Annotated in this window: 18 protein-coding genes; 13 read left to right on the forward strand and 5 right to left on the reverse strand. The window is 37.6% G+C overall.

Annotated elements, in window-relative coordinates; all coding sequences use genetic code 11:
• Positions 1-91: 91 nt before the first annotated feature.
• The 5 genes from K322_RS0113885 to K322_RS0113905 all read left to right on the forward strand — a co-directional run bounded on the left by K322_RS0113885 (position 92) and on the right by K322_RS0113905 (position 5,469).
• Entirely contained in the window at positions 92-1,174 is a 1,083-nt protein-coding gene (locus tag K322_RS0113885) for a 3-methyl-2-oxobutanoate dehydrogenase subunit VorB (RefSeq protein WP_026627415.1), read from the forward strand.
• A 104-nt stretch (positions 1,175-1,278) separates the two neighbouring features.
• Entirely contained in the window at positions 1,279-2,037 is a 759-nt protein-coding gene (locus K322_RS0113890; RefSeq protein WP_026627416.1) for a thiamine pyrophosphate-dependent enzyme, read from the forward strand.
• 22 nt (positions 2,038-2,059) lie between these two features.
• Entirely contained in the window at positions 2,060-2,614 is a 555-nt protein-coding gene (locus K322_RS0113895; protein WP_026627417.1) for a 2-oxoacid:acceptor oxidoreductase family protein, read from the forward strand.
• Positions 2,615-2,844: 230 nt separating this feature from the next.
• Complete coding sequence (gene der / locus K322_RS0113900; RefSeq protein ID WP_026627418.1) at positions 2,845-4,167, forward strand: ribosome biogenesis GTPase Der; 1,323 nt, start codon at positions 2,845-2,847, stop codon at positions 4,165-4,167.
• Positions 4,168-4,434: 267 nt separating this feature from the next.
• Positions 4,435-5,469, forward strand: a complete 1,035-nt coding sequence (locus K322_RS0113905; RefSeq protein WP_157279467.1) for a hypothetical protein — start codon at positions 4,435-4,437, stop codon at positions 5,467-5,469.
• Between the two features lie 52 nt (positions 5,470-5,521).
• On the opposite strand, the gene K322_RS0113910 is transcribed toward K322_RS0113905, so the two are convergent.
• Entirely contained in the window at positions 5,522-8,239 is a 2,718-nt protein-coding gene (locus tag K322_RS0113910) for an AsmA-like C-terminal region-containing protein (protein ID WP_035332360.1), read from the reverse strand.
• A 131-nt stretch (positions 8,240-8,370) separates the two neighbouring features.
• Positions 8,371-10,323, reverse strand: coding sequence for an ABC-F family ATP-binding cassette domain-containing protein (locus K322_RS0113915; RefSeq protein WP_026627421.1), 1,953 nt, complete (start codon positions 10,321-10,323; stop codon positions 8,371-8,373).
• Positions 10,324-10,809: 486 nt separating this feature from the next.
• Between K322_RS0113915 and K322_RS0113920 the strand changes: the two genes are divergently transcribed.
• The 8 genes from K322_RS0113920 to K322_RS0113955 all read left to right on the forward strand — a co-directional run bounded on the left by K322_RS0113920 (position 10,810) and on the right by K322_RS0113955 (position 20,871).
• Entirely contained in the window at positions 10,810-11,763 is a 954-nt protein-coding gene (locus tag K322_RS0113920) for an N-acetylornithine carbamoyltransferase (RefSeq protein ID WP_026627422.1), read from the forward strand.
• 8 nt (positions 11,764-11,771) lie between these two features.
• Positions 11,772-12,689 carry an acyltransferase family protein gene (locus K322_RS21380; protein WP_026627423.1) on the forward strand — a complete coding sequence of 306 codons (918 nt, stop codon included), beginning with the start codon at positions 11,772-11,774 and terminating at the stop codon, positions 12,687-12,689.
• Position 12,690: 1 nt separating this feature from the next.
• Positions 12,691-14,745, forward strand: coding sequence for a M13 family metallopeptidase (locus K322_RS0113930; protein ID WP_026627424.1), 2,055 nt, complete (start codon positions 12,691-12,693; stop codon positions 14,743-14,745).
• Positions 14,746-14,944: 199 nt separating this feature from the next.
• Positions 14,945-16,063, forward strand: coding sequence for an isochorismate synthase (locus tag K322_RS0113935; protein ID WP_035332168.1), 1,119 nt, complete (start codon positions 14,945-14,947; stop codon positions 16,061-16,063).
• A gap of 1 nt (position 16,064) precedes the next feature.
• Entirely contained in the window at positions 16,065-17,729 is a 1,665-nt protein-coding gene (menD, locus tag K322_RS0113940) for a 2-succinyl-5-enolpyruvyl-6-hydroxy-3-cyclohexene-1-carboxylic-acid synthase (RefSeq protein WP_026627426.1), read from the forward strand.
• A 92-nt stretch (positions 17,730-17,821) separates the two neighbouring features.
• Complete coding sequence (gene menB, locus K322_RS0113945) at positions 17,822-18,646, forward strand: 1,4-dihydroxy-2-naphthoyl-CoA synthase (protein WP_026627427.1); 825 nt, start codon at positions 17,822-17,824, stop codon at positions 18,644-18,646.
• Between the two features lie 67 nt (positions 18,647-18,713).
• Positions 18,714-19,799, forward strand: coding sequence for an o-succinylbenzoate synthase (locus K322_RS19525; protein WP_051290816.1), 1,086 nt, complete (start codon positions 18,714-18,716; stop codon positions 19,797-19,799).
• A 1-nt stretch (position 19,800) separates the two neighbouring features.
• On the forward strand, positions 19,801-20,871 hold the full coding sequence (locus K322_RS0113955) for an AMP-binding protein (RefSeq protein ID WP_026627428.1): 1,071 nt from the start codon (positions 19,801-19,803) through the stop codon (positions 20,869-20,871).
• Here K322_RS0113955 and nrdG read toward each other — a convergent pair.
• The 3 genes from nrdG to K322_RS20695 all read right to left on the reverse strand — a co-directional run bounded on the left by nrdG (position 20,851) and on the right by K322_RS20695 (position 24,204).
• Entirely contained in the window at positions 20,851-21,378 is a 528-nt protein-coding gene (gene nrdG / locus K322_RS19530) for an anaerobic ribonucleoside-triphosphate reductase activating protein (protein WP_087880869.1), read from the reverse strand. The genes K322_RS0113955 and nrdG overlap by 21 nt on opposite strands.
• Entirely contained in the window at positions 21,371-23,755 is a 2,385-nt protein-coding gene (locus tag K322_RS0113965; protein WP_026627429.1) for an anaerobic ribonucleoside triphosphate reductase, read from the reverse strand. Before K322_RS0113965 ends, nrdG begins: the two co-directional genes overlap by 8 nt.
• Before the next feature lie 233 nt (positions 23,756-23,988).
• Complete coding sequence (locus K322_RS20695) at positions 23,989-24,204, reverse strand: cysteine-rich CWC family protein (protein ID WP_084158584.1); 216 nt, start codon at positions 24,202-24,204, stop codon at positions 23,989-23,991.
• Positions 24,205-24,209: the final 5 nt, after the last annotated feature.

The raw sequence follows: 24,209 nt of genomic DNA on the forward strand, positions 1-24,209 counted from the left end.
TTATAGTTGCTTGATCAACAATTTTCTCAGATTTTGGTTTTCTCAGCCAATCTATAGTCTGTACATATTTAAGAACTTTCAACATAACATTATGTCAGAAGAAATATATTTAATGAAGGGCAACGAAGCCATTTCACATGCAGCCATCCGGCTTGGCGTCGACGGATATTTTGGATATCCTATTACTCCCCAATCGGAAATATTGGAAACTTTAATGGCCGAAGCCCCTTGGAAAACCACCGGAATGGTAGTGTTACAGGCCGAAAGCGAAACAGCTTCCATCAATATGGTATATGGAGGTGCAGGTTGTGGAAAAGCAGTGATGACATCATCATCAAGCCCAGGATTGAGCCTTATGCAAGAAGGACTATCATACATTGCAGCCGGTAGCCTTCCTTGTCTCGTTGTAAACGTTATGCGTGGCGGTCCCGGACTTGGAACAATCCAACCCTCGCAATCAGATTATTTCCAAACAGTGAAAGGAGGAGGACACGGCGACTACAAAATGGTAACGCTAGCTCCTGCATCAGTTCAGGAAATGGCAGACTTTGTAGATCTGGGATTCCAACTGGCATTTAAACACCTGACCCCCGTCATGATCCTTACGGACGGTGTTATCGGGCAAATGATGGAAAAGGTAAAACTACCCGAGTACCGAAGAAGACGTACCGAAGACGAAATACGTAAACAGTGCCCATGGGCTACTTTAGGCAAAACACCAGACCGTAAGCCTAATATTATAACCACCCTTGAGCTTGACGCCCATGCGATGGAACGTATCAACCTTAATCTTCAGGAAAAATATAAGAAGATAGAAGAAACAGAAATCCGTTATCAAGAAATCAATTGCGATGACATGGATTATTTAATAGTAGCTTTTGGCTCAGCAGCTCGTATCAGCCAAAAAGCCGCAGAACTGGCACGTGAAGAAGGCTTAAAAGTCGGCATAATCCGACCAATAACCTTATGGCCATATCCTTCTCAGATCATCAATGAGTATGCTTCAAAGGTAAAAGGTATACTGACTGTAGAATTTAATGCAGGACAAATGGTTGAAGATGTTCGTCTTGCTGTTAACGGAAAAGTTCCGGTAGAACATTTTGGACGTCTGGGAGGTATCATCCCCACCCCGGCGGAAGTTGTTGCTGCCTTGAAAAATAAACTTATTAAATAAGGCTTTCAGACCTTTTTTCGACTTGCTACAAGGTTAATAGCTGTTCACAACATCTTTTTCCGGTGCAAGACATAGAAAGTTATAACAATTAAGAATTACAATTTATGAACACCAGTATAGTAGATCCTCAAAATTTGGTATATGCCAAACCCGAACTGATGAATGACAATCAGATGCACTATTGCCCGGGTTGTTCGCATGGTGTCGTACATAAACTCATCGCCGAGATTATCGACGAAATGGGTTTACGTGATAAAACTATAGCTATAGCACCCGTAGGTTGTGCTGTATTCGCATACGATTATGTTGATATTGATTGGCAGGAAGCTGCACATGGACGTGCTCCGGCACTGGCTACAGCTATAAAACGACTTTGTCCCGATAAGCTTGTATTTACTTATCAGGGAGATGGGGACTTAGCCGCTATCGGGACAGCCGAAACAATACATGCCGCCAATAGAGGAGAGAATATTGCCATCATCTTTATTAATAATGGTATATATGGTATGACCGGAGGACAGATGGCTCCAACCACTCTGCAAAATATGAAAACATCAACCACTCCAAACGGACGTGATACTTATGAGAATGGTTATCCTCTGAAAATAACAGACCTGCTTGCCCAACTCGAAGGTGTTTGTTTTGCAACCCGTCAAAGTGTACATACAGCACCTGCTGTAAAAAAAGCGAAGCGAATGATTGCTAAAGCTTTTCAGAATTCTTTGGACGGAAAAGGAACATCTATTGTTGAAATAGTCTCTACCTGCAATGCTGGATGGAAAATGACTCCGGCAGGAGCAAATAACTGGATGGTAGATAATATGTTTCCGGTATATCCAATCGGAGATTTAAAAGATATCTAAGGTCTTATTTTAAAGAAAAATTATGGTTAACGAAATTATTATAGCCGGATTCGGTGGACAAGGAGTTTTATCGATGGGTAAAATTCTGGCATATTCAGGATTGATGGAAGGAAAAGAGGTCTCTTGGTTTCCTTCATACGGTCCTGAGCAACGGGGTGGTACATCTAACGTAACAGTAATACTCAGTGATGACGTTATCAGTTCGCCCATTGTCAGCGAATATGACATTGCAATTATTCTGAATCAACCCTCACTCGAAAAGTTCGAATCGCAGGTAAAACCGGGAGGAATTATCTTATATGATCCGGACGGAATTCATCGTCCACCTACAAGAACTGATATATCCGTATATAAAGTTGACGCTATGGGAAAAGCATCAGAAATGCAAAACCAAAAAGCGTTCAATATGATTGTATTGGGCGGCTTGCTCAAAATAAATCCCGTAGTAGATCTCGAACATGTAATGATGGGATTGAAAAAGACTTTACCGGCAAGACATCACGGTCTTTTACCTATGAATGAAAAAGCCATTCTGCAAGGTATGGAAATTGTAGAAAAAGTAAACATTTCCGCATAAACGGAAGCTATATAAGACAGAATAAAGACCAGTCCGGCAAACGGACTGGTCTTTATTGCTTTATCAATCTGTTTTTGCATTGCACAGCTAATTAATAAATAGGCCTGCAACCATAAACCAATAAAAATGTGTACCTTTGCAAAAAAAATACAGAGAAGCAGAACTTCTTGTTTTTTCAAGAGAAGGTATCAACAGTATATACTTACTTATTTATTAGAGTTTAAGAATTTATGGGAAATTTAGTAGCGATAGTTGGACGCCCGAATGTAGGAAAATCAACATTATTCAACCGCTTGACACAATCGCGTCAGGCTATTGTTGATGAAACTTCAGGAACAACTCGCGATAGACAATACGGAAAAGTTGAATGGGGCGGAAAAGAGTTTTCGCTTGTGGATACTGGTGGCTGGGTTGTAAATTCGGAAGATATATTCGAAGAAGAAATCAATAAACAAGTGGCCATAGCTATTCAAGAAGCAGACATTATTTTGTTTGTTGTAGATGTGATGAACGGAGTGACTGATCTCGATCAAAGTGTAGCCGGTATCTTACGACGGGCAAAAAAGCCAATTATATTAGTCTCAAACAAAGCTGATAACTTTAATGTACATGCCCTTTCTGCCGAATTTTACACATTCGGTTTGGGTGATCCAATAAATATTTCGGCAATTAATGGAGCAGGAACCGGAGATTTACTGGATGAAGTTATTACAAAACTGCCAACTAATGAGGAGATCGATTTTGAGGATTACGAAGAGAATATTCCCCGTATTGCCATAGTGGGTCGTCCTAATGCAGGTAAATCATCATTTGTGAATGCTCTTATCGGAGAAGATCGCAATATAGTTACTAATATTGCAGGTACTACCCGTGATTCCATTTATACTAAATTCGATAAGTTCAATATGGACTTTTATTTAGTAGATACGGCCGGAATACGGAAAAAAGGGAAAGTGAGCGAAGACTTAGAATACTATTCAGTAATACGATCTATCAAAGCAATCGAAAATTCTGATGTTTGTATTCTAATGCTGGATGCAACACAAGGTATAGAAAGTCAGGATTTAAATATATTTTCGATCATACAAAAAAACCGAAAAGGATTAGTTGTATGTGTAAATAAATGGGACTTAGTTGAAAATAAAGAACAGGTAGTTATCAAGACTTTTGAAGAAGCTATCCGTAACCGATTGGCTCCCTTTACAGACTTTCCTATTATTTTTGCATCGGCTCTAACTAAACAGCGTATACTAAAAGTATTGGAGACAGCAAAAGAGGTTTATAACCACAAAAAAGTAAGAATTCCAACTCATAAATTAAATGAAGTTCTGCTTCCTATTATAGAGCGTACTCCTCCTCCATCTAATAAAGGAAAGTATATTAAGATTAAATATATCACTCAGCTACCTAATACACAAGTTCCGACTTTTGTATTTTTCTGTAATCTTCCTCAATGGATAAAGGATCCGTATAAGAGATTCCTCGAAAACCGCATACGTGACCATTGGAATCTTTCTGGAACACAAATAAATATAATTATCAGAGAAAAATAAAAAACTAAAGAGATACTTTTGAGTATCATCACAGAATAAAATACTAAAAAGACTGTCCGTAGATAATTCTTCGGAAGTCTTTTTTTTTATAAAATTCCAAATAAAATAAAAAGGGCTGTATATTTTTTTATTCACATAAAAAACGCACATATTTAACATTTATTAATTTTCAATCAAACTTTACACTTAAAATTTTTAACATGAATCACCAAAGTCAAACATTTTACTGTACCTTTACCGGAACAATAACAACAAAAAACAACACTCGTGAAAATCAAATTATTTTTAACGATGCTTTTTTCGGCATCTGTCTTCTTGGCATGTGGAGGTTCGGAAGATTATGAAGCACCGCAGCCTAACCCTAATCCAAATCCAAGTAATCCGGGTACAATAGCTATTAGTTTCTATGACCCAAATCGTAATACTTTGGCAAAATATGAGGCTGTAAAAATCGGAGAATATTTATGGTTTAATAGTAATATAAACCACTATCCGGCCAGTGTAGAAACCACAAGAAGTCAAGTTGACCTTGTTCTTTCGAGATACCGCCTAGATCCGAAAAAATACAAAACCTCATTGAGTGATATCAATAAATATTATGGTTTATACTACAACCGGGCCGACTTTGAATATCTTGAATTGAACCGATATAAATATCAGATAAAGGAAAACGGCAAAGATGCTCCGACAGGAGCATGGGGAGCCCCCTCAAATGCTGATGTGGCTCAATTATTTGCAATGTGCGGCAACGGTACAGAAAGTGATGTAAGAACAATGCTCACTTGTAAATCTGGCAGTAATTCGGCAGCAGTTGCCGATTACACTTATTGGTTTAGTAACAAAAACACCAATAAATATAGATTTAACTTGATGCCGGGAGGAGCCAGATTTCATGCCAACGATAAATGGACTTTAAAGCATGACCATAACGATAATGACATAGATGTTTTTGATGTAGCACCGGGAGATTTCTATGGGTTTGTCGAAGCCGCAATAATAGTAACATGGAACGGGCGTGTTACGATAGACGATTACATCAAATTCGATAATAATAAAAGCTGGCATTTAATGACTGTCCGATGGTGCAGACAATTAACTGACGAGGAGTTGGGTTATAAACTCTACATAAATCAGACACAGACCGATATTCAGAAAGCAGGATTAAAAGACACCGCACCATCAGGATATACCGAACTACCAAAAGGTGCATTAAGAGGATTCTACGTCCAATTTATTATAAACGGAGTAAGACCAAATGCCTCTGTAACCGAAATGTTACAACTGGCAAAAGGCTTAGCATAAAAAAAAGAACAGACATTAAACGTCTGTTCTTTTTTTTTAGAGTTCCGAAATTTCAATTTTCAAGTAATTTCACTTTCTCTTCTGATTCATCCAATAATTTTTGGGCATTTTTCTTCGCCTCCGAATTCAATTTGGCTGCAGCTTTATCAGCGGCTAATTTAGCAATAGCACCTTTCGGAGCAGCAGCATCAATCAATTGCTGTCCTGCTTTTTGAGCTTCTTCCACTACTTTTTCGGATGCAGTTTTTGCTTCGCTGCGTATTTTAGCGATTTGCACTTGTTTATTCTGAGTTATTTTTGACGAAATGTTATCTGTCTTTCCATTACCGGTGCTTGTTCCTCCCAACAATTGCCCGGCAATACTACCTATGACACTTTTTGCATCAACTTTTATTTTAGGATCATTAAATGTTCCGGTTATCGTAAGAGGAACTGCATTCACAAAATTATTAGACATGTTTTTAGGCAAAGTTACCGATCCTTTGTAGTTAATCGTCTGATCTAATCCAGTCATACCTTCTAAACTCAATTTCCCACCATCTCCAATATTAATGGCAAATGGTTTGGTATTGATCTTTCCATCCTTTATTGCGAAAGGTATATTTACATCTTTAGCGGTAATTGATTTTAATGAATTAGATTTAAGAGCAGATGCCAACTCATTCAAGACTTCTACATTTTGGACTTTCACCTCGTTAGATTGAATCAAACCACTGGCAGTTAAAGAGCCCAGCATCTGAGAAATATTACTCACCATAGAAGTATTGAGATTAATATCCATAGAATAATTCCCTAACATTTTCTCAAAAATAGGAGCAAACTTTTGGATAGCCTCCACGGATTTAAATGTTTCAGCAAAAGAAGCCTTGCTAATATTCAATGCCAGGTCTACTTTCGGAGCTGATACACTTTCTGCCGTATTATATGCTCCTGAAATCTTAGCGATTCCACCTAACACATTAGCCGAAACATTCTGCATTCGGGCAATACCATCCTTAACCGTTATAACACCTCTCAGATTATTAATATTCGTTTTTCCGTACACAACATCTTTCATATCGACATCCATAGAAAAATTGAGATTCTGAGGTATCATAAAGTTATCAGATGAGGGAGATGTTCTTCCCGAAGAAGTTTTTTCTTTGTTTTCAGATGGAGCAGCACTTGCTGTTGCCGTATTTTTCTCGGCATCCATAAAATCATTGAGATTAAAATAAGATGATTTCAAATGAAGCTCCCCTTTCAACGTTTTATTTTTTAATACATAAGCTATTAAATTCTCCAAACGCCCGTTAGCAGACAGATCGTTATCTCCTATTTTAATATCAAAAGTAGATAAATTGACAAACTGTGGCGAAAATTGAAATTCTGCATTATTTATCAGTATAGGTTTGGAAGCAGTGCTTTTATATTGCATATTGTTGATCTTCAAAAATCCATTTGCATCAATATTCTGATATTGTTCTTTCTCAATAGCCGACATACGAGCTGCTACATTTAAATCTGCTGTCAATTTCCCATTCAGATCAGTTCCTTTTTCTAAAGGATAAACATCCTTAATCATCGACAAATCGATAATACCTTTCATTTTGGCTTTTAGGTTTGCATCACTCATCAGAGTTTTTATATTCAAACTTGCCGAAAAGGGATTACCCGCCATCGTGAAATCAAATTTGCTGATATCTAATACCACGTTATCCAAATCTCCACCGGTACTACTAACACCCATGATGACATTTATGTTATCGACCGATTTCGGCAAAGATGGATATTTAAACATAGCATCCTGTATCAATATTTTAAAGTCAAATGCAGGATAATGGTCTCCCTGCATCAAACCTTTGACATACCCTTCAAGCGAAGCCGTTCCTGACGTTTTGAGGTCTTTAAAGTCATTTGTATATAATGCAGGAAGGATAGACAAAATATCTTTGAACTGAGTATCCGGAGCTTTTAATTTAAGGTCAAAATCTTTGCCGTCATCCCCGACAAAACTAAATGTTCCGTCAAGAGACGCTTTTACGTCATTCAGTTGAATATTACTCTCAACGAATGTCAGCTTAATCTTGTCCATATCCACATCGACTGTAGCATCAGCCAGCCCCTTGATTCTTGATAAATAAGGTATACCATCCATTGTAAATGAAACTTCACCAATGGTAGACTTTGTTTTTAAAGTTGTATTCTTGGCCGTAAAATCACCAGAAACCTCCCCACTCCAGTCTGATAATAAAACTTTCATATTCAGAGATTGATCTTCGTACAACAGCTTGCAATGATTTAATGATACTTTTTGCAGCTGAAGTTTAAAACCTCCATCTCCGGAGTCGGTATCATTGTTAACAGTCTCTGCGAATACACTATCAGTCTTCATTATATCCCAATTGACACGACCATCAGCCAATACTTTGGCATAAACCTGTGCATGATCCATATTTATACGTGACACAGCATAATTTCCTTTTATTATTTCCCAAAGGGACAATGTGATATCTGCCGACTTAGCCTTAACCAAAGTATCTCCGGCAAAATCCCCCACTCCACTTACCGACATATTTTCGAGAGATAATGTAATGTTTGGAAAATTAGAAAATGCACTTATACCAAAGTCTTTAATAAATAACTCGGCATTCAGTTTTTCATTCGCAGCATTAATAACCGCATCCTTTATCTTCCCTTTAAATAGCAAAGGAACAGTAAATAATAGAATGAGCAGTACAACAAGAATTCCGCCTCCTATAAGCAAACCTTTCTTTACATTCTTTTTCATAAAATTGACCAGTGTTAAAATCTCAGCTTTTTGATATTGTTTAATAAACATGCAACAAAAACAACTAAAGGTAAACTATATATCAAAATGACAATAATTTACCTTCGTTAAATATCTAAAAAAGAAACAACCTATCGGGATTTCTCTTTTATTTCCTCTAATTCCATGGTCAGCAATTCCCATGTACTCATTTCATTTTCTATATCTTTACTCAACTTTCCATGCTTTTCGAAAAGAGCAGCATCCGAAGCACCTTCAGGTGTAGCTAAAACCTCTTCTAACTGCGATTTTTCAGTTTCGAGTTTCTCTATTCGGGATTCAGCATCGGCAATTTGTTTCTCTTGTTTTTTTATCAGACGACCTAGCTCTTTACGTTCTTCATAAGATAACTTATTTTCAGACTGAACAACTTTAAGATCTTCTTTTGGAGCTTCACCATTCTTTGAAGCTAAAGGCTTTTCTAACTCCTGTAAAGTATCCATCTTTTTCTTTTGCAGGAATTCGTATATTCCATACAGATGTTCCTTTACCTGCTGATTACCAAATTCATATACCTTATCAACCAGTCCATCAAGAAATTCACGATCGTGAGAAACAACTATAACCGTTCCGTCAAATTCTTTTATAGCCTCTTTTAATACATCTTTCGATCTCATATCCAAGTGATTGGTCGGCTCATCGAGAATAAGAAGATTAACAGGTTCGAGTAGTAAGCGTATCATCGCCAAACGACTGCGTTCTCCTCCCGACAGTACTTTTACTTTTTTATCGGAAGCTTCACCTCCGAACATAAAAGCTCCTAATATATCTCGTATTTTAGTTCGTATATCTCCTGTTGCAACATAATCTATCGTTTCGAAAACCGTTTTACTCTCATCCAACAATGAAGCCTGATTTTGAGCAAAATATCCGATTTTCACATTATGTCCCAATTCGAGTTTCCCTTTGAAATCGGTCTCTCCCATTATACATTTGACCAAAGTAGATTTGCCCTCTCCGTTTTTTCCGACAAAAGCAACTTTATCACCTCTGTTAATGGTTAAAGTAACATTCTTAAATATAAGATGATCTCCATATGATTTTTCCACCTCATCGGTTATAACAGGATACGAACCTGAGCGAGGCGCAGGCGGAAATTTAAGACGTAAAGAGGAATTATCTTCTTCATCTATCTCGAGCCGTTCAATCTTGTCCAGTTGTTTTATTCTCGACTGTACCTGTACTGCCTTAGTAGCTTTATATCGAAAACGTTCTATAAAATCTTCAGTTTCCTGTATTTGCTTTTGTTGATTTTCGTATGCTCTTATTTGCTGTTCACGGCGTTCTTTTCTCAGTTCAACATATTTCGAATAACTTACCTTATAATCGTATGTCTTACCCAAAACAATCTCAATAGTACGCATCGTTACTGCATCGAGAAAAGCCCGGTCATGAGATACCAGTATCACGGCATTGGCTCGTGTTGCCAAAAAATTTTCGAGCCACTGTATAGATTCTATATCAAGGTGATTGGTCGGCTCATCGAGCAGTAATACATCAGGACGGCGGAGTAAAAGTTTTGCCAACTCAATACGCATTCTCCAACCTCCACTGAATTCACTCGTAGGACGTTCGAAATCTGATCTTTTGAATCCCAGCCCGATTAAAGTACGTTCTACTTCTGCCAAAAAGTTACCTCCACCGGACATCATAAACTGCTCATTCAAATAAACAGAACGCTCTATCAGATCATGATACTCTTTCGATTCATAATCAGTCCGTTCTGCCATTTGCTGATTGACAGATTCGAGCTCAGATTCGAGTTGTTGAACATGATCAAAAGCCAAAGATGCTTCTTCTAAGACTGTATTACCTTCCACCAAAGTCATGTGCTGAGGCAAATAGCCTATAGTTAAATCTTTTGAATAAGAAATCCGACCGTGTGTTGGTTCCTGTATTCCTGCAAAAACCTTAAGCATAGTCGATTTTCCGGCTCCGTTTTTTCCGACAAGGGCAATACGGTCTTTCTTATTTACAACAAATGATATATCATCGAACAACGGTCGCCCGCTGAATTCTACAGTTAATCCTTCTACTGAAATCACTACAAAAATTATTTTTATTATCAGCAAAAGTACAATTTATTTTTAAGGACTCTGCTTTTTTACTACTTTGGCAACTATAAATATAAGATACAGTCATTCATCGTATGAAAAATTTAATCTTTATAGTGATTTTAGCCATTTTGGTAATATCTACATCATGCCGATCAGCAAAAGGCTGCGGATGCCCCAATGGGACAGGCGGTATATCACTTTCATCTTTCTAAAAGAGACTTAGTGACAGCAAGTATTTAATGATAAATTAATAGTTTATAACAGACTTTGGTTGCCTTTTTTACCAAAAGAGTAAATAGGTCTGAAACCTTAAGTTAGTGGTTCCACACACATTTTTACAAATAAAAGAAAGTAATCAATTCAAAATCTTATATCTTTGATAATTTGTTTCGTATAAAAATACGATATGCAGCATAGTTTGATGCAACTAAATAGACAAAGCTTTTTATTTATATAATTGTTAGGAATACCAAAATGAGAACTTATACCAACGTTAAAGATCTGGGAAACTTAAATGAAGCCGTTAAAGAGGCTCTTGAAATAAAAAAAAACAGATATGCATATAAGCATCTGGGAGAAAATAAAACCCTTTTAATGGTGTTTTTCAATTCGAGTCTGCGTACACGCCTGAGTACCCAAAAGGCCGGAATGAATCTAGGAATGAACACTATAGTTCTGGACATCAACCAAGGAGCATGGAAACTCGAAACAGAACGCGGCATTATCATGGATGGAGATAAAACAGAACATCTACTCGAAGCAATACCTGTAATGGGTTGTTATTGCGATATTATCGGGGTACGTGCATTCGCTCAGTTTGAAAATAAACAAGATGACTGTGAAGAAAAAATTCTTAATCAGTTTATAAAATATTCGGGGAAACCTGTATTCAGTATGGAAGCTGCAACAGGGCATCCTCTTCAGGCATTTGCAGATCTGATCACGATTGAAGAATATAAAAAGACTCACAGACCTAAAGTAGTCTTAACATGGGCTCCTCATCCTAAAGCTCTGCCTCAAGCGGTTCCTAATTCTTTTGCTGACTTTATGAACGAAGCTGATGTCGATTTTGTCATAACTCATCCCGAAGGGTATGAGCTTGACCCTAAGTTTGTCAGAGGAGCAAAAGTCGAATATGATCAGGATAAAGCTTTGGCCGGAGCCGATTTTGTATATGCAAAAAATTGGGCAGCCTTTGCAGATTCCAATTATGGAAAAATTTTAAGTAAAGACAGATCATGGACTGTATCAACAGAGAAGATGGCATTGACCAATAATGCTTATTTTATGCACTGTCTGCCTGTACGCCGTAATATGATTGTAACTGACGAAGTTATAGAAAGCCCTCAATCCATAGTAATCCAAGAAGCTGCTAATCGTGAGATTTCAGCACAAACGGTTATTAAACGAATATTGGAAAGTTTGTAGTTTTTTATATGGAAAGGCATATTTCATTAGACTATTTTAAATGTTTTCTTGCTTTTTTGGTAGTACTCATTCATGTTCCATGGAGTAATATTACTTTTATGGGTTGGATAGTCACCTCCGGTATCTCAAGAATAGCTGTTCCTTGTTTTTTTATAATAAATGGCTACTTTCTATCCGAAAAGATCAATGACTCTACCTTTATAAAAAAGTATGTATTAAAATTATTACGGATATACTTTGTCTGGATTTTTATATATGCAGCATTTAATTTTTATACAGGCACTTCTTCTTTCAAGGATTTATTTTTCCACATGATTGTAGGATATGGTCATCTTTGGTATGTGCTTATATTAATTGAAGCTACAATTATAATATACTGGATACAAAAAAAATACCCATTGTCTAATTTTATTCCATATCTGATTACAGCATTACTTATATTTGTATTAATATACTCATTACAAAAGAAATTTTATTATATATTTCTCTATCGTAATTTTCTTTTAGGGGTCTCATTTATACTATTAGGTATAATCATTAAGAATAAAAAGCATCTATTCTTAATGGTCAAAGATTACATTCTTTGTACAGCCATTATTTTTTCAATCTTTGTGTTGATTATAGAGTCTTGGTTTACATATAGATTAGGTGTAACTTATGATCTCTATATATCTCTAATTGTATTATGTCCAGGACTATTTATCTTAGTCTTAAAAAAATCCCAATACAGCAGCAACTCTAACGATTTCTGGGGAAAGATGTCTTCCAGTATGTACTATAGTCATTTGTTAGTTATTTTTTATTGTGCACATTTTCTCCCCTCAATAAGCAATGTAACGGCTAAATTACCATTTATTTATATAGCGATTCTAATGTTCTCATATGCCATAATTGAAATGAATAAGAAATTCAAAATACTTCTTTAATATGAAAAAATTGTATTATTTACCATTCGCATTCTTAGCCGTAACAGCTGTTGCTGCCATAGGATGTAAACAAAAGGCGAAAGCCGAGGAGGAGGTTGTCGTGGAAAAAGGACTCGACTTAAACAATTTAGATACTACTGCTAATCCAGGTACTAGTTTCTTTCGTTATGCAACAGGAGGTTGGTCAGATGCCAATCCTATCCCCGATGAGTATTCACGTTACGGATCTTTTGACCAACTGCGTGAAAACAATCAGAAACAGATCAAAGATCTGATTGAAGAGCTAGGTAAGACCGAACATAACTCCGGATCAACTGCTCAGAAAATCGGAGATCTGTATAAGATAGGGATGGATAGTGTGAAATTAAACAAAGACGGGGCTGCACCAATTAAAGACCAGCTGGCTGAAATAGAAGCAGCTAAAACCGTTGAAGATATTATCACTCTATCTGCAAAAATCAGACACTATACATCTGCTCCATTCTTTGGATTCTATGTAGGTGCAGATGATATGAATAGCTCGATAAACATAGCTCATATCTACCAAAGTGGATTGGGACTTGGCGAAAGAGATTATTATGTTGCTACAGATGCAACATCTAAGGCTCTCCGTGAAGGATACGTAAAACTGATACAAACTCAGTTTGTAAATGCCGGGTACTCGGCAGCCAATGCAAAAACTGCATCGGAAGCTATAATGAAAATAGAAACGGCTTTAGCTAAAGCTCATTTCGAAAAAGAGAAAACCCGTATCCCTGAGCTAAACTATCACAAAATGCAGGTGGCCAGTTTGAATGATTCAGTAGCCAAATTCGACTGGAATCTATTCTTCACATCTGTAGGAGCAAAAGACCTTAAAGAATTGAATGTATCTCAGATTGAACCTATAGCAGCTGCGATAAAATTAATTCAGGCGACCCCAGTAAAAGATTCCAAAGCATATTTGTCTTGGTGCTTAATAAATGCATCTGCTAAATATCTTAGTGATAATTTTGTCAATGCTAACTTCGAATTTTACGGAAAACAACTTAGCGGAAGCAAAGTAATTCAACCCCGCTGGAAACGTACTGTAAATACAATCAACGAATCACTAGGTGAAGAAGTCGGTCAAATGTATGTTGAAAAATACTTCCCGCCTAAAGCGAAAGAACGTATGCTTAACCTTGTGAAGAACCTACAAGAATCATTGAGCGAACGTATCAACAACCTCGAATGGATGAGCAAAGAAACTAAAGCTAAAGCTCAGGAAAAATTAGGTACTTTCATCGTGAAAATCGGTTATCCTGACAAATGGAGAGACATTTCGTCTCTTACAATCAAAGACGACAGCTATTGGGCAAATATGACCCGTTCATCTGAATACGAATTCAACTTCATGCTAGGCAAACTAGGCAAGCCTGTTGACCGCGCAGAATGGCTAATGTCACCTCAGACCGTAAATGCTTATTATAATCCAACTACCAACGAAATCTGTTTCCCTGCCGGTATACTTCAACCTCCATTCTTCTATATGAATGCGGATGATGCTGTTAATTATGGAGCTATCGGTGTCGTAATAGGACACGAAATGACTCACGGATTTGACGATCAAGGTCGTAAATACGACAAGAATGGTAATATGTCTGATTGGTGGACTGCCGAAGATGCCAAGAAATTTGAAGAAAGAGCTAAGGTTCTTTCAGATTTCTTCGATAATATAAAAGTACTTGGCGACCTTCATGCCAATGGTAAATTTACTTTAGGAGAAAATATTGCTGATCAGGGCGGACTTCAGGTTTCATATTATGCATTCATGAAAACAAGAGACGGTAAATCTACAGAAAAGATCGATGGATTTACTCCTCAACAACGTTTCTTCCTTGCATATGCAAATCTTTGGGCTGGTAATATCAGAGATGCGGAAATAACCCGATTAACAAAGATAGACCCTCATGCCCTTGGAAAATGGCGTGTGGATGGAGCTCTTCCACAGGTTGAATCTTGGTATAAAGCATTCAACATTACAGAAACAGACTCTCTTTTCATACCAAAAGAAAAACGAGTATCTATCTGGTAAGGTCACAGACTTTTATTTAGACCAAAACCTATAACAAAAAAGAGCAGATGAATAGCTATTCATCTGCTCTTCTCATATGTATAATGATCAGAAACCATTTTTAAGTAAAAAAAGGCGGTTTTCAGCCGAATAAACCATAAATTAGCATCATATTTGATGTGATCTGAAAAGAGCATCAAGAAAGATTCAAGTTATAGTAATGGAATTTAGCAAACATACGGAATACAATATTTTAGATTCTCTGATAGATAATAACATACATTTTGCTTTATACAGATTGCCGAAAACAAATACGATCAACCTGATAATGCAAAAATCAGATATCACCCAAACATTCTCCAATTTATCTGAACTGAACGGAAAAAACGGATTTACAATTGTACCATATCAGATAACGGGTAGTACTCCTGTTATATTAATAAAACCGGATGTAATCCTGAATAACGAACAGAACATACTGGACTATATAAAAAAGCTGGATTTACATCAGAAAAATGGGTACAGACCTGCGTCTTATCCTGATAAAGAAGACTGTAATTCATTTGAGAGGTATTGCAAAGTTTACGATTTATTTCAAGAAGAATTGGAATCGGGAAAATGTACAAAACTAGTGTTGTCAAGGACTTTTGACATTGATAAAGGAGACCGTTTCTCAGCAGGAGCTTCATTTGCCAAGGCTTGTTCAAAATACCCGAATAGCTTTATATATCTATGCCATACTCCTATTTCAGGAACCTGGTTGGGATGCTCTCCGGAACGACTGATATCGGGTCAAGATAATCAATGGATCACTGATGCACTAGCCGGAACACAGAAAGCTGAATCGGATATAGCGTCAGCTGTTTGGGACGATAAGAATAAACTCGAGCAGCAGATTGTTGCCGATTATATGCATCAGCAATTACAGAAAGCAGGTATAACATCATCTCATAACAATGTGGAAACCATCCAAGCCGGAAATCTATTGCATTTGAGAAGTGAGTTTTCGTTTCATTTAGATAACCCTTCCCAGATAGGACATGTGCTGGACTTACTACATCCAAGTCCGGCAATAAACGGATTCCCTAAAGAAGAAGCCTTTAATTTCATTCTTGATAATGAAGGATATAACCGGAGCTATTACTCAGGATTTATAGGAAATCTGAATACAGAAGAAAGAACCGATCTGTATGTCAATCTGAGATGTATGCAAATATTTGACAACAAATTAAGATTATATGCAGGTGGAGGCATACTTCCCTCTTCTGATTTATTTTCGGAATGGAAAGAAACCGAAAATAAACTGCAGACAATTATCTCTATTATAGAAAATATCTGATATGTTTTCAACAAAAAAGAACATATTACAAACAGCAGCATTGCTTAAAGCATATGGGATAAAGCATATTGTTTTATCTCCGGGTTCTCGTAATGCACCTTTGATGCAGACTTTTTCGCAAGAGCCGTTCTTTGATTGTCATGTTATTGTTGACGAACGGAACGCTGCATTCTATGCTCTTGGCATCATACAAGCCAAACAATGTCCTGTAGCGATATGCTGTACTTCAGGTTCAGCCTTGCTAAATTATGCTCCGGCGGTGAGTGAGGCATTTTATCAGCAGCTACCGCTTATCGTTATATCAGCCGACCGGGCACCACAATGGATAGGACAAATGGATGGTCAAACTCTCCCTCAACCGGGAGCATTCGGTTCTCTGGTGAAAAAAGCAGTAAATCTACCTGAAATAAGTAATGATACGGACGAATGGTACTGTAACAGACTGATCAACGAAGCTCTTATTTCATGTACAAGTGATGCTCCGGGTCCTGTACAAATTAATATCCCTCTAGGTGAACCATTGTTTGATTATTCGGAGCCAACATTACCCGAAATCAGGCGAATATATGCACCAAAGATAGAACAGACTATCGACACATCTTATTATGCTGAACAATGGAAAGAACTACCTAAAAGGATTATTCTTGTAGGGCAGAGTTTTTATTCGGAGCGACTTATATCGATCTTAGAAAAGCTGGCAAAAGATCACAATTGTGTAATCTTCACCGAGTATTTGTCGAACTGTATATCTCCTGAGTTTATATCTAATTTCGATGCTTTACTCTACCAACTCAGCGATGAAGATAAAGAATTATATAGACCAGATCTACTTATATCTTTAGGAGGGCATATTGTTTCTAAACGAATAAAACATTTCTTCAGGCAATATAAACCAAAGGCACATTGGCTGTTGAGCAAATCGGGAGAGGTGGTCGATCTGTTTCAATCTCTCACAGATCTGATAAAAACTGATCCGACAGATTTTCTGACCGCTTTAGATAGCAATATTCCAAAAGAGGTAAAATCTACTTTTTGTAAGCAGTGGATAAATCCAACAAATGCGATAAAATATCCAGCGGATAATATACCTTTTTGTGATATTTGGGCTACGGGTAAATTTCTGAATATACTACCTATAAACTCTGCATTGCACATAGCAAATAGTTCAGCGGTACGTAATGTTCAGCTATATCCGATAGATTCATCGATCAGAATTTATTGCAATAGAGGTGTAAATGGAATAGAAAGCACTTTACCTACTACTGTAGGATTTGCTGCTGTTTCAGAAAAACCTGTTTATCTGATTATCGGCGATCTCAGTTTCTTCTACGGACTAAATGCTTTATGGAATATCAAACACATAAAGAATCTCAGAATTTTACTGATAAACAATGGAGGTGGCGGCATCTTTCATCTTTTACCGGGATTGAATAAATCAGAATCCCTTAACGAATTTGTTTCGGCAGAACATACAACCGAATCCTGTGATTGGGCTAAAGCTGCCGGGTTTACATACCTATCAGCCAAGGATAAAGACGAATTAAATAATCACCTCACATTATTTACTGTAGAACAATCAGAACAATCCATCATTCTGGAAGTCATTGCGGATATGGATATATGCAAGAAGGCATTTCAGAAATATTACCATGATCTAAAAAAATAAGGTCTCAGACTTTTTTATTGTTCGAGCAAGTATAAATGCAATAAATAACTATAAAACATAAAATATCTATATAAACTAATAGTTGCTTACTTATGGCTACAGAAAGAAAATGGGAAACCATCAAAGAATATGAAGATATTCTATTCGATTACTTCGAAGGAATAGGTCGTATAACAATCAATCGTCCACGCTACCGTAACGCTTTCACTCCGACAACAACAATGGAGATTGCAGATGCTTTGCGTATTTGTCATGAGAATCAGGATATATATGTAATCGTACTGACCGGTGCAGGAGATAAGGCTTTTTGTTCGGGAGGAGATCAGAATGTAAAAGGTAAAGGCGGATACATCGGTAAAGACGGTGTACCTCGTCTGCAAGTACTTGAAGTACAAAAACTGATCCGTTCGATGCCTAAACCTGTTATTGCAATGGTAAACGGCTATGCTATCGGTGGCGGACATGTCCTTCAGGTAGTTTGTGATATATCAATTGCTTCGGATAATGCTATTTTCGGACAAACAGGTCCTAAAGTAGGTAGCTTCGATGCAGGATTCGGGTCTTCATACTTAGCTCGTATAGTCGGACAAAAGAAAGCCCGTGAAATATGGTTCCTTTGCCGTCAGTATTCAGCTCAGGAAGCTCTCGAAATGGGATTGGTTAATACTGTAGTACCATTTGATCAGTTGGAAGATGAAACCGTAAAATGGGCACATGAAATGATGCAGCACAGCCCGATGGCATTACGTATGATCAAGATGGGTCTGAATGCAGAACTGGATGGACAAGCCGGTATACAAGAGCTTGCAGGCAATGCTACCCTACTCTATTATCTGACAGATGAAGCGCAGGAAGGTAAGCACGCATTTCTTGAAAAACGTAAACCAGATTTCAAAAAATTCCCTAAATTTCCTTGATTGGTATTATTAGGTAACAGAAAGTATTTAATGATATATTTCAATGTGATAACTTACTTTTGTTGTTATGCTTACAAAAGCAATAGATAGACCTGAGACCTCTTTGAAGGTTCAGATAAAACCATATAACTTACAGTTTAAACGTCCTGCGGGTACTTCGCGGGGCGTTTACACCGATCATAAAATATGGTACGTAATCGTTTCATCATCCGATAATCCTCGGCTTTGGGGAATAGGTGAATGTGCCCCGTTGTTTGATTTAAGCTGCGATTACAATGATGATTACGAGAACAAACTCCGTTCTTTCTGTAAAGAACTTGAAAAAGACGGATATCTTAATACAGAAAAACTCAGAAACTATCCATCTATTTTGTTTGGACTCGAAACTGCGATAAAACAGCTTGAACAGCAAGGCAGCTTTAAACTTTGGAATACTCCTTTTTCGAATGGCTCCGCCGGAATACCTATCAACGGACTTATCTGGATGGGCGATTATGATTATATGCTTGAGCAGATAGAGGCAAAAATGCAGCAAGGTTTTCGGTGCATCAAACTAAAAATAGGAGCTATCAACTTCGACGACGAACTGAACCTGTTGAAACATATACGTAAACATTTCTCTGCAACAGATATTACCCTTAGGGTAGATGCAAACGGTGGATTTTCACCCGATGATGCTTTAGATAAATTGAAACGGCTTGCCGAACTTGATCTTCATTCCATCGAACAGCCTATCAAAGCGGGGCAATGGGAACAAATGAGATATCTGACCGAACATACACCTTTACCAATAGCTCTGGATGAAGAATTGATCGGTGTTAATAATCCCGAACAAAAGAAAGAGCTATTGGAAACTATTAAGCCTCAATACATCATATTAAAACCTACCTTACATGGCGGTATTTGTGGAGCAACCGAATGGATAGAGCTAGCCAATTCTATGAAAATGGACTGGTGGATAACTTCGGCTCTAGAGTCTAATATAGGATTGAATGCAATTGCTCAATGGTGTTCGACCTTTCATAATTCATTGCCACAAGGGCTAGGTACAGGTTCGTTATATACAAACAATATAGATATGCCTTTAGAGATAAAAGGCGATTGTCTTTGGTATAATCCTGAAGGTAATTTTTTCGATCCAAACAGTTTGTAAAATGTACAATTTTGACAGAAAACAACAGACAATCACTATCGAAGGGGTAAACTACTCAGCTAAAGACTTTGAAATGATTCAGGTATTCAATAACCCGTTTTGGAATGATCTGTACTCTTTTCTTCACGATTGGTTTTCTGATAATCCCACTCTTACTGTACAAACATCCGGTTCTACAGGTATACCAAAAGAAATACAGGTCGAAAAAGAAAGAATGATGCAAAGTGCCCGGCTTACATGTTCTTTTTTGGGTTTAAAAGCAGGAGACAAGGCTCTGCTCTGCATGGATCTAAAATATATCGGGGCAAAGATGGTAGTCGTCCGATCTCTTATTGCAGGTCTGGATTTATATATAACAACACCTAGCGGCAACCCTCTCAAAAATGACACAACACAATACGACTTTGCAGCAATGGTTCCTATGCAGGTATTCAACAGCCTTCAAGACAAAGAACAAAAACAAAAACTTTCCCGGGTCAAGCACCTCATTATAGGAGGTGGAGCAATCGATCCTCAGATAGCCGAAGAAATACGTCTGTTTCCGAATCATGTATATTCAACTTACGGCATGACGGAAACCTTATCTCATATTGCATTGCGTAAGTTGAACGGACAGGATTATTCTGATCGGTACTATCCTTTTGATTCGGTATCTCTCAGTCTGTCCGCCGAACAAACGCTTATCATAGATGCACCTCTGGTAAATACAGAAAAGCTTCAGACCAACGATATAGCGGAACTGTTAGAAGATGGCAGCTTTCGTATCATAGGACGTAAAGATAACATCATCAATAGCGGAGGTGTCAAAATCCAGATAGAAGAAGTCGAAACATTACTAAAAAGCTGTATTTCCGGCAATTTTGCAATATCCTCAATCTCTGATCCGAAATTCGGAGAAATAGTAGTACTTGTAATAGAGCATGATACAACTATTAATATTACTGAACTAGAGACTACTCTCCCGCCTTATTTTATACCAAAGAGAACAATACAAATAGAACAGATACCTCTTACCGAAAACGGCAAAATAAGCAGAGCCAAATTAAAAACACTACTTCTTAGCCTTAGGTAACAGCATCCTGCAAACAATCGAATGATCGAATGTTTTATCCAGCTTTATAATCCTCTGATTGCTGCTTCCTCTGAATGCTAAAGACGGTGAATAAAGATCTTTCTCGAAACGCCCGTCTACCAAAACATCTATGTATCCTAGACATGTAGCCAGATCCTTACTCTCAATCAATTGTTCGTATGTGTATCCGGTATAACACCAGATATTCTTACCTGTTCGTTCTTTAACAGCTTTCAATAATTGAAGAAACGATTGTGGATAAAAAAACGGATCCCCTCCCGAAAAAGTCACCCCATCCAATAAAGGATTATCATTTATCTCATTCACTATACGATCCAGCCATTCTTCTGTCAACAATGTACCCAAAGCAGGATTCCAACTGTCGGGATTATGACAACCTTTACAATGATGGCTGCATCCCGACAAATAGATAGAATAACGGAAACCTTCACCATCGGCTATCGTTTCTTCATATATTTTCAGTATTCTCAAAGGATCTTTAAACATGCTTTACCCTATCTTTTTCTTCTGCTTGTTTTGCTGAGTTCCACGATTCAAGACTGCCTGTCAGATATCCTGTAATACGCCGCATACGCACAATATTCTCGCTTTTACACAAAGGACATTCCGCATAAATCACACCTTTATAACCACATTTACGACAAGTATCTACAGGATGGTTTATAGAACCATATCCAATATTCTCTTTATGCATCAGATACACAATCTTAAGTATTACCGGAATATTCTTCTTCGCTTCTCCATCCAGTTCAACATACGTAATATGTCCGCCTTTGGTTATAGCATGAAAAGGAGCTTCCAATTTAATTTTTTCAGCAACATTAACGTGTTCCTTTACATCAACATGAAATGAATTCACATAGTAATCTTTGTCATTAACACCTGTTATAACTCCATACTTCTTCTTATCCATTTTCGTAAATCTACCGGATAGACCTTCCGCAGGAGTAGCCAGAACCGAATAATTAAGATTGTATTTCAGTTTATACTCATCTACAACCTTATTCATCTCCAGAATAGCATCGTATAAGGTCTGATATGCCTGCTTATTAATGGCATGCCCTTCGCCATAGATAGCAACCATTGCATTGTGTCCGCCGATAAAACCAATACCGAGAGTTCCGGAACGGATAATATCTCCTACTTCTTCATTCTGTTCCAAAAGCTCTCCACCTTTCCATAGATTATTATTCATCATAAATGGAAACTGGCGAGCCAATGCTGTACGTTGATACTCATACCTGTCGTACAACTGCTCAGCAATCATTTTTGTCAGATCACTTACCGATTTAAGAAACAATTCACGTGATACCTGCTGGATAGCCTGCTTGTCTCTTTCCGGATAAAGGCTTTCTGCCTTCATCCGGGCTTCTATTGCCAAACGGGGCAAATTCATCGAAGTAAAAGATAGATTACCCCTACCAACCGAACTCTTCTCGCCATGCAGATTTTCGAAAACACGGGTACGGCATCCCATTGTAGCGGTCTCATAAAGATATCGCTTAGGGTCATCCGCTTTCCACTTTTCATGCTTATTAAAAGGAGTATCTAAAAACATGAAGTTAGGGAAAAGAGCTACAGAAGTTGTCCGGCAAGCTGATAGCAATAAATCGAAATTAGGTGACTTAAAAGAAAATGCACCATTCAATGCCGCATCGAAATCAGTCATCGCCAAACTGTAATCCTCATCGGAATAAGAAACACCATCTTTAACTTTGAATATCTGAATAGGAAATACCGGAACCTCTCCATTTCCGAGTCCCTCCTCTGTTGCAGCCAATAGCTCACGAATAACCATACGGCCTTCGGGTGAAGAATCCGTACCGTAATTTATAGAACTAAAGACAACTTGATTACCTCCTCTCGAATGCATCGTATTCAAATTATGGATAAATGCTTCCATCGCCTGATGAGTATCCTTCCGGCTACTCTCTAATGACCTTTTCAATACAGCTTCCAAATGTTCGGCACTAATCAATGAATGTTGTTTATTCAAACAAGCCAGCAAGTCACCCTTTTGAGAAGACAATAACTCAATACCAGGGACTAGTGCTTCAACCTGATTCTTTAACCAATCTTCATTAACCGAGTTTCCGTCTAATTGAAGAAGCAGTAAGAGATTTGAACGTAAATGTTTACGAAACGTCTTCAACACACCTTTAGCCATAAAAAAATCAAATGCCGGTATAGATTGCCCCCCATGCTGTTCATTCTGATTGGTCTGGAAAACAATGGTTGCTAACGTTGCATAACTTTGTATCGACTGTGGAGTACGAATACTTCCGTTTTTCGTTCTGAATCCCTTTTCGAATAACTCTTCCAAATCATATTGCAAACAAGTCGTCGTTTTGGTCGGATAGTAATCCAGATCATGAATATGTATGTCTCCGTTTTTATGAGCCTGAGCATATTCTTTATTTACCAGATACTTTTCTGCATAATCCTTTGTAACTTCCGATGCAAAAGTCATCATCTGCCCCGCAGGAGTATGTGCCGACATATTAGCATTTCCCAGATTTACGTCATTCTTCTCAATAGAAACGATACCATCCATAATATGTTTCATTTGAGTTTTCTTATGACGCTCTATATTTCGCCACTCTCGGTAGATGATATATTTTTTTGCAACAACCGGATTACGCCTCATCAACTCCTTTTCCACCAGATCCTGAATTTCTTCTACTGATGTTTTAGGTGTTTTAATCTCAGTTGCCACAGCAAAAGCTATATCGTACATCTCCCGTTCGCCATCGGGTAAATTGCTCGCCCGAAACGACTTGGTTATAGCATTCTTAATCTTCTCGATAGAAAAAGACTCCTGCTTGCCATCACGTTTGACTATTTGAATTTCGGAAAAGTTCATATCGTTTTTAAGTTGTTTTTGTAGAGAATCAATCAATTATCAATAAACCATAATCCGTCAGCCGTTATTAAGTAACACAACAGCAAGTATTTAATGATATTTTTTAGTTGTAACAGACTCGGGTCATTATATTTGCCTAAGTAACGTTTAAGCGGTGAGAGCAATCAAGTTTACCTGAACTTTGCCGAATCGCTATAAACGGTTGATGTAATAGAATCAATAGGCTTCAGACCTTAATGTTTACTAACCTGAAATCTTGGATTAACACCAAACGAATGGAAATTCGCACTGGTTTCTTTCAGGCAAGATGGACACAAACATTCATCGTAATTCTCTTTTACATAATCACGAACTCCCGACAATAAATAAATGCGGGTACAACTGCAAAGATCGGTGCGGTCTTCACGGCACACAAAGCTGTCAGAACAGCGTGGACATATTTTTTTCATAATCT

The sequence above is a fragment of the Indolivaga capnocytophagoides DSM 22835 genome (assembly GCF_000426485.1).
GTDB lineage: Bacteria > Bacteroidota > Bacteroidia > Bacteroidales > Dysgonomonadaceae > Dysgonomonas_A > Dysgonomonas_A capnocytophagoides.

What these genes read in the sequence shown, in the direction of transcription:
- K322_RS0113885 (WP_026627415.1), top strand. Translation starts at nt 92, where the DNA reads ATGTCAGAAGAAATATATTTAATGAAGGGCAACGAAGCCATTTCACAT.
- K322_RS0113890 (WP_026627416.1), top strand. Translation starts at nt 1,279, where the DNA reads ATGAACACCAGTATAGTAGATCCTCAAAATTTGGTATATGCCAAACCC.
- K322_RS0113895 (WP_026627417.1), top strand. Translation starts at nt 2,060, where the DNA reads ATGGTTAACGAAATTATTATAGCCGGATTCGGTGGACAAGGAGTTTTA.
- der (WP_026627418.1), top strand. Translation starts at nt 2,845, where the DNA reads ATGGGAAATTTAGTAGCGATAGTTGGACGCCCGAATGTAGGAAAATCA.
- K322_RS0113910 (WP_035332360.1), bottom strand. Translation starts at nt 8,239, where the DNA reads ATGAAAAAGAATGTAAAGAAAGGTTTGCTTATAGGAGGCGGAATTCTT.
- K322_RS0113920 (WP_026627422.1), top strand. Translation starts at nt 10,810, where the DNA reads ATGAGAACTTATACCAACGTTAAAGATCTGGGAAACTTAAATGAAGCC.
- K322_RS21380 (WP_026627423.1), top strand. Translation starts at nt 11,772, where the DNA reads ATGGAAAGGCATATTTCATTAGACTATTTTAAATGTTTTCTTGCTTTT.
- K322_RS0113930 (WP_026627424.1), top strand. Translation starts at nt 12,691, where the DNA reads ATGAAAAAATTGTATTATTTACCATTCGCATTCTTAGCCGTAACAGCT.
- K322_RS0113935 (WP_035332168.1), top strand. Translation starts at nt 14,945, where the DNA reads ATGGAATTTAGCAAACATACGGAATACAATATTTTAGATTCTCTGATA.
- menD (WP_026627426.1), top strand. Translation starts at nt 16,065, where the DNA reads ATGTTTTCAACAAAAAAGAACATATTACAAACAGCAGCATTGCTTAAA.
- menB (WP_026627427.1), top strand. Translation starts at nt 17,822, where the DNA reads ATGGCTACAGAAAGAAAATGGGAAACCATCAAAGAATATGAAGATATT.
- K322_RS19525 (WP_051290816.1), top strand. Translation starts at nt 18,714, where the DNA reads ATGCTTACAAAAGCAATAGATAGACCTGAGACCTCTTTGAAGGTTCAG.
- K322_RS0113955 (WP_026627428.1), top strand. Translation starts at nt 19,801, where the DNA reads ATGTACAATTTTGACAGAAAACAACAGACAATCACTATCGAAGGGGTA.
- nrdG (WP_087880869.1), bottom strand. Translation starts at nt 21,378, where the DNA reads ATGTTTAAAGATCCTTTGAGAATACTGAAAATATATGAAGAAACGATA.
- K322_RS0113965 (WP_026627429.1), bottom strand. Translation starts at nt 23,755, where the DNA reads ATGAACTTTTCCGAAATTCAAATAGTCAAACGTGATGGCAAGCAGGAG.
- K322_RS20695 (WP_084158584.1), bottom strand. Translation starts at nt 24,204, where the DNA reads ATGAAAAAAATATGTCCACGCTGTTCTGACAGCTTTGTGTGCCGTGAA.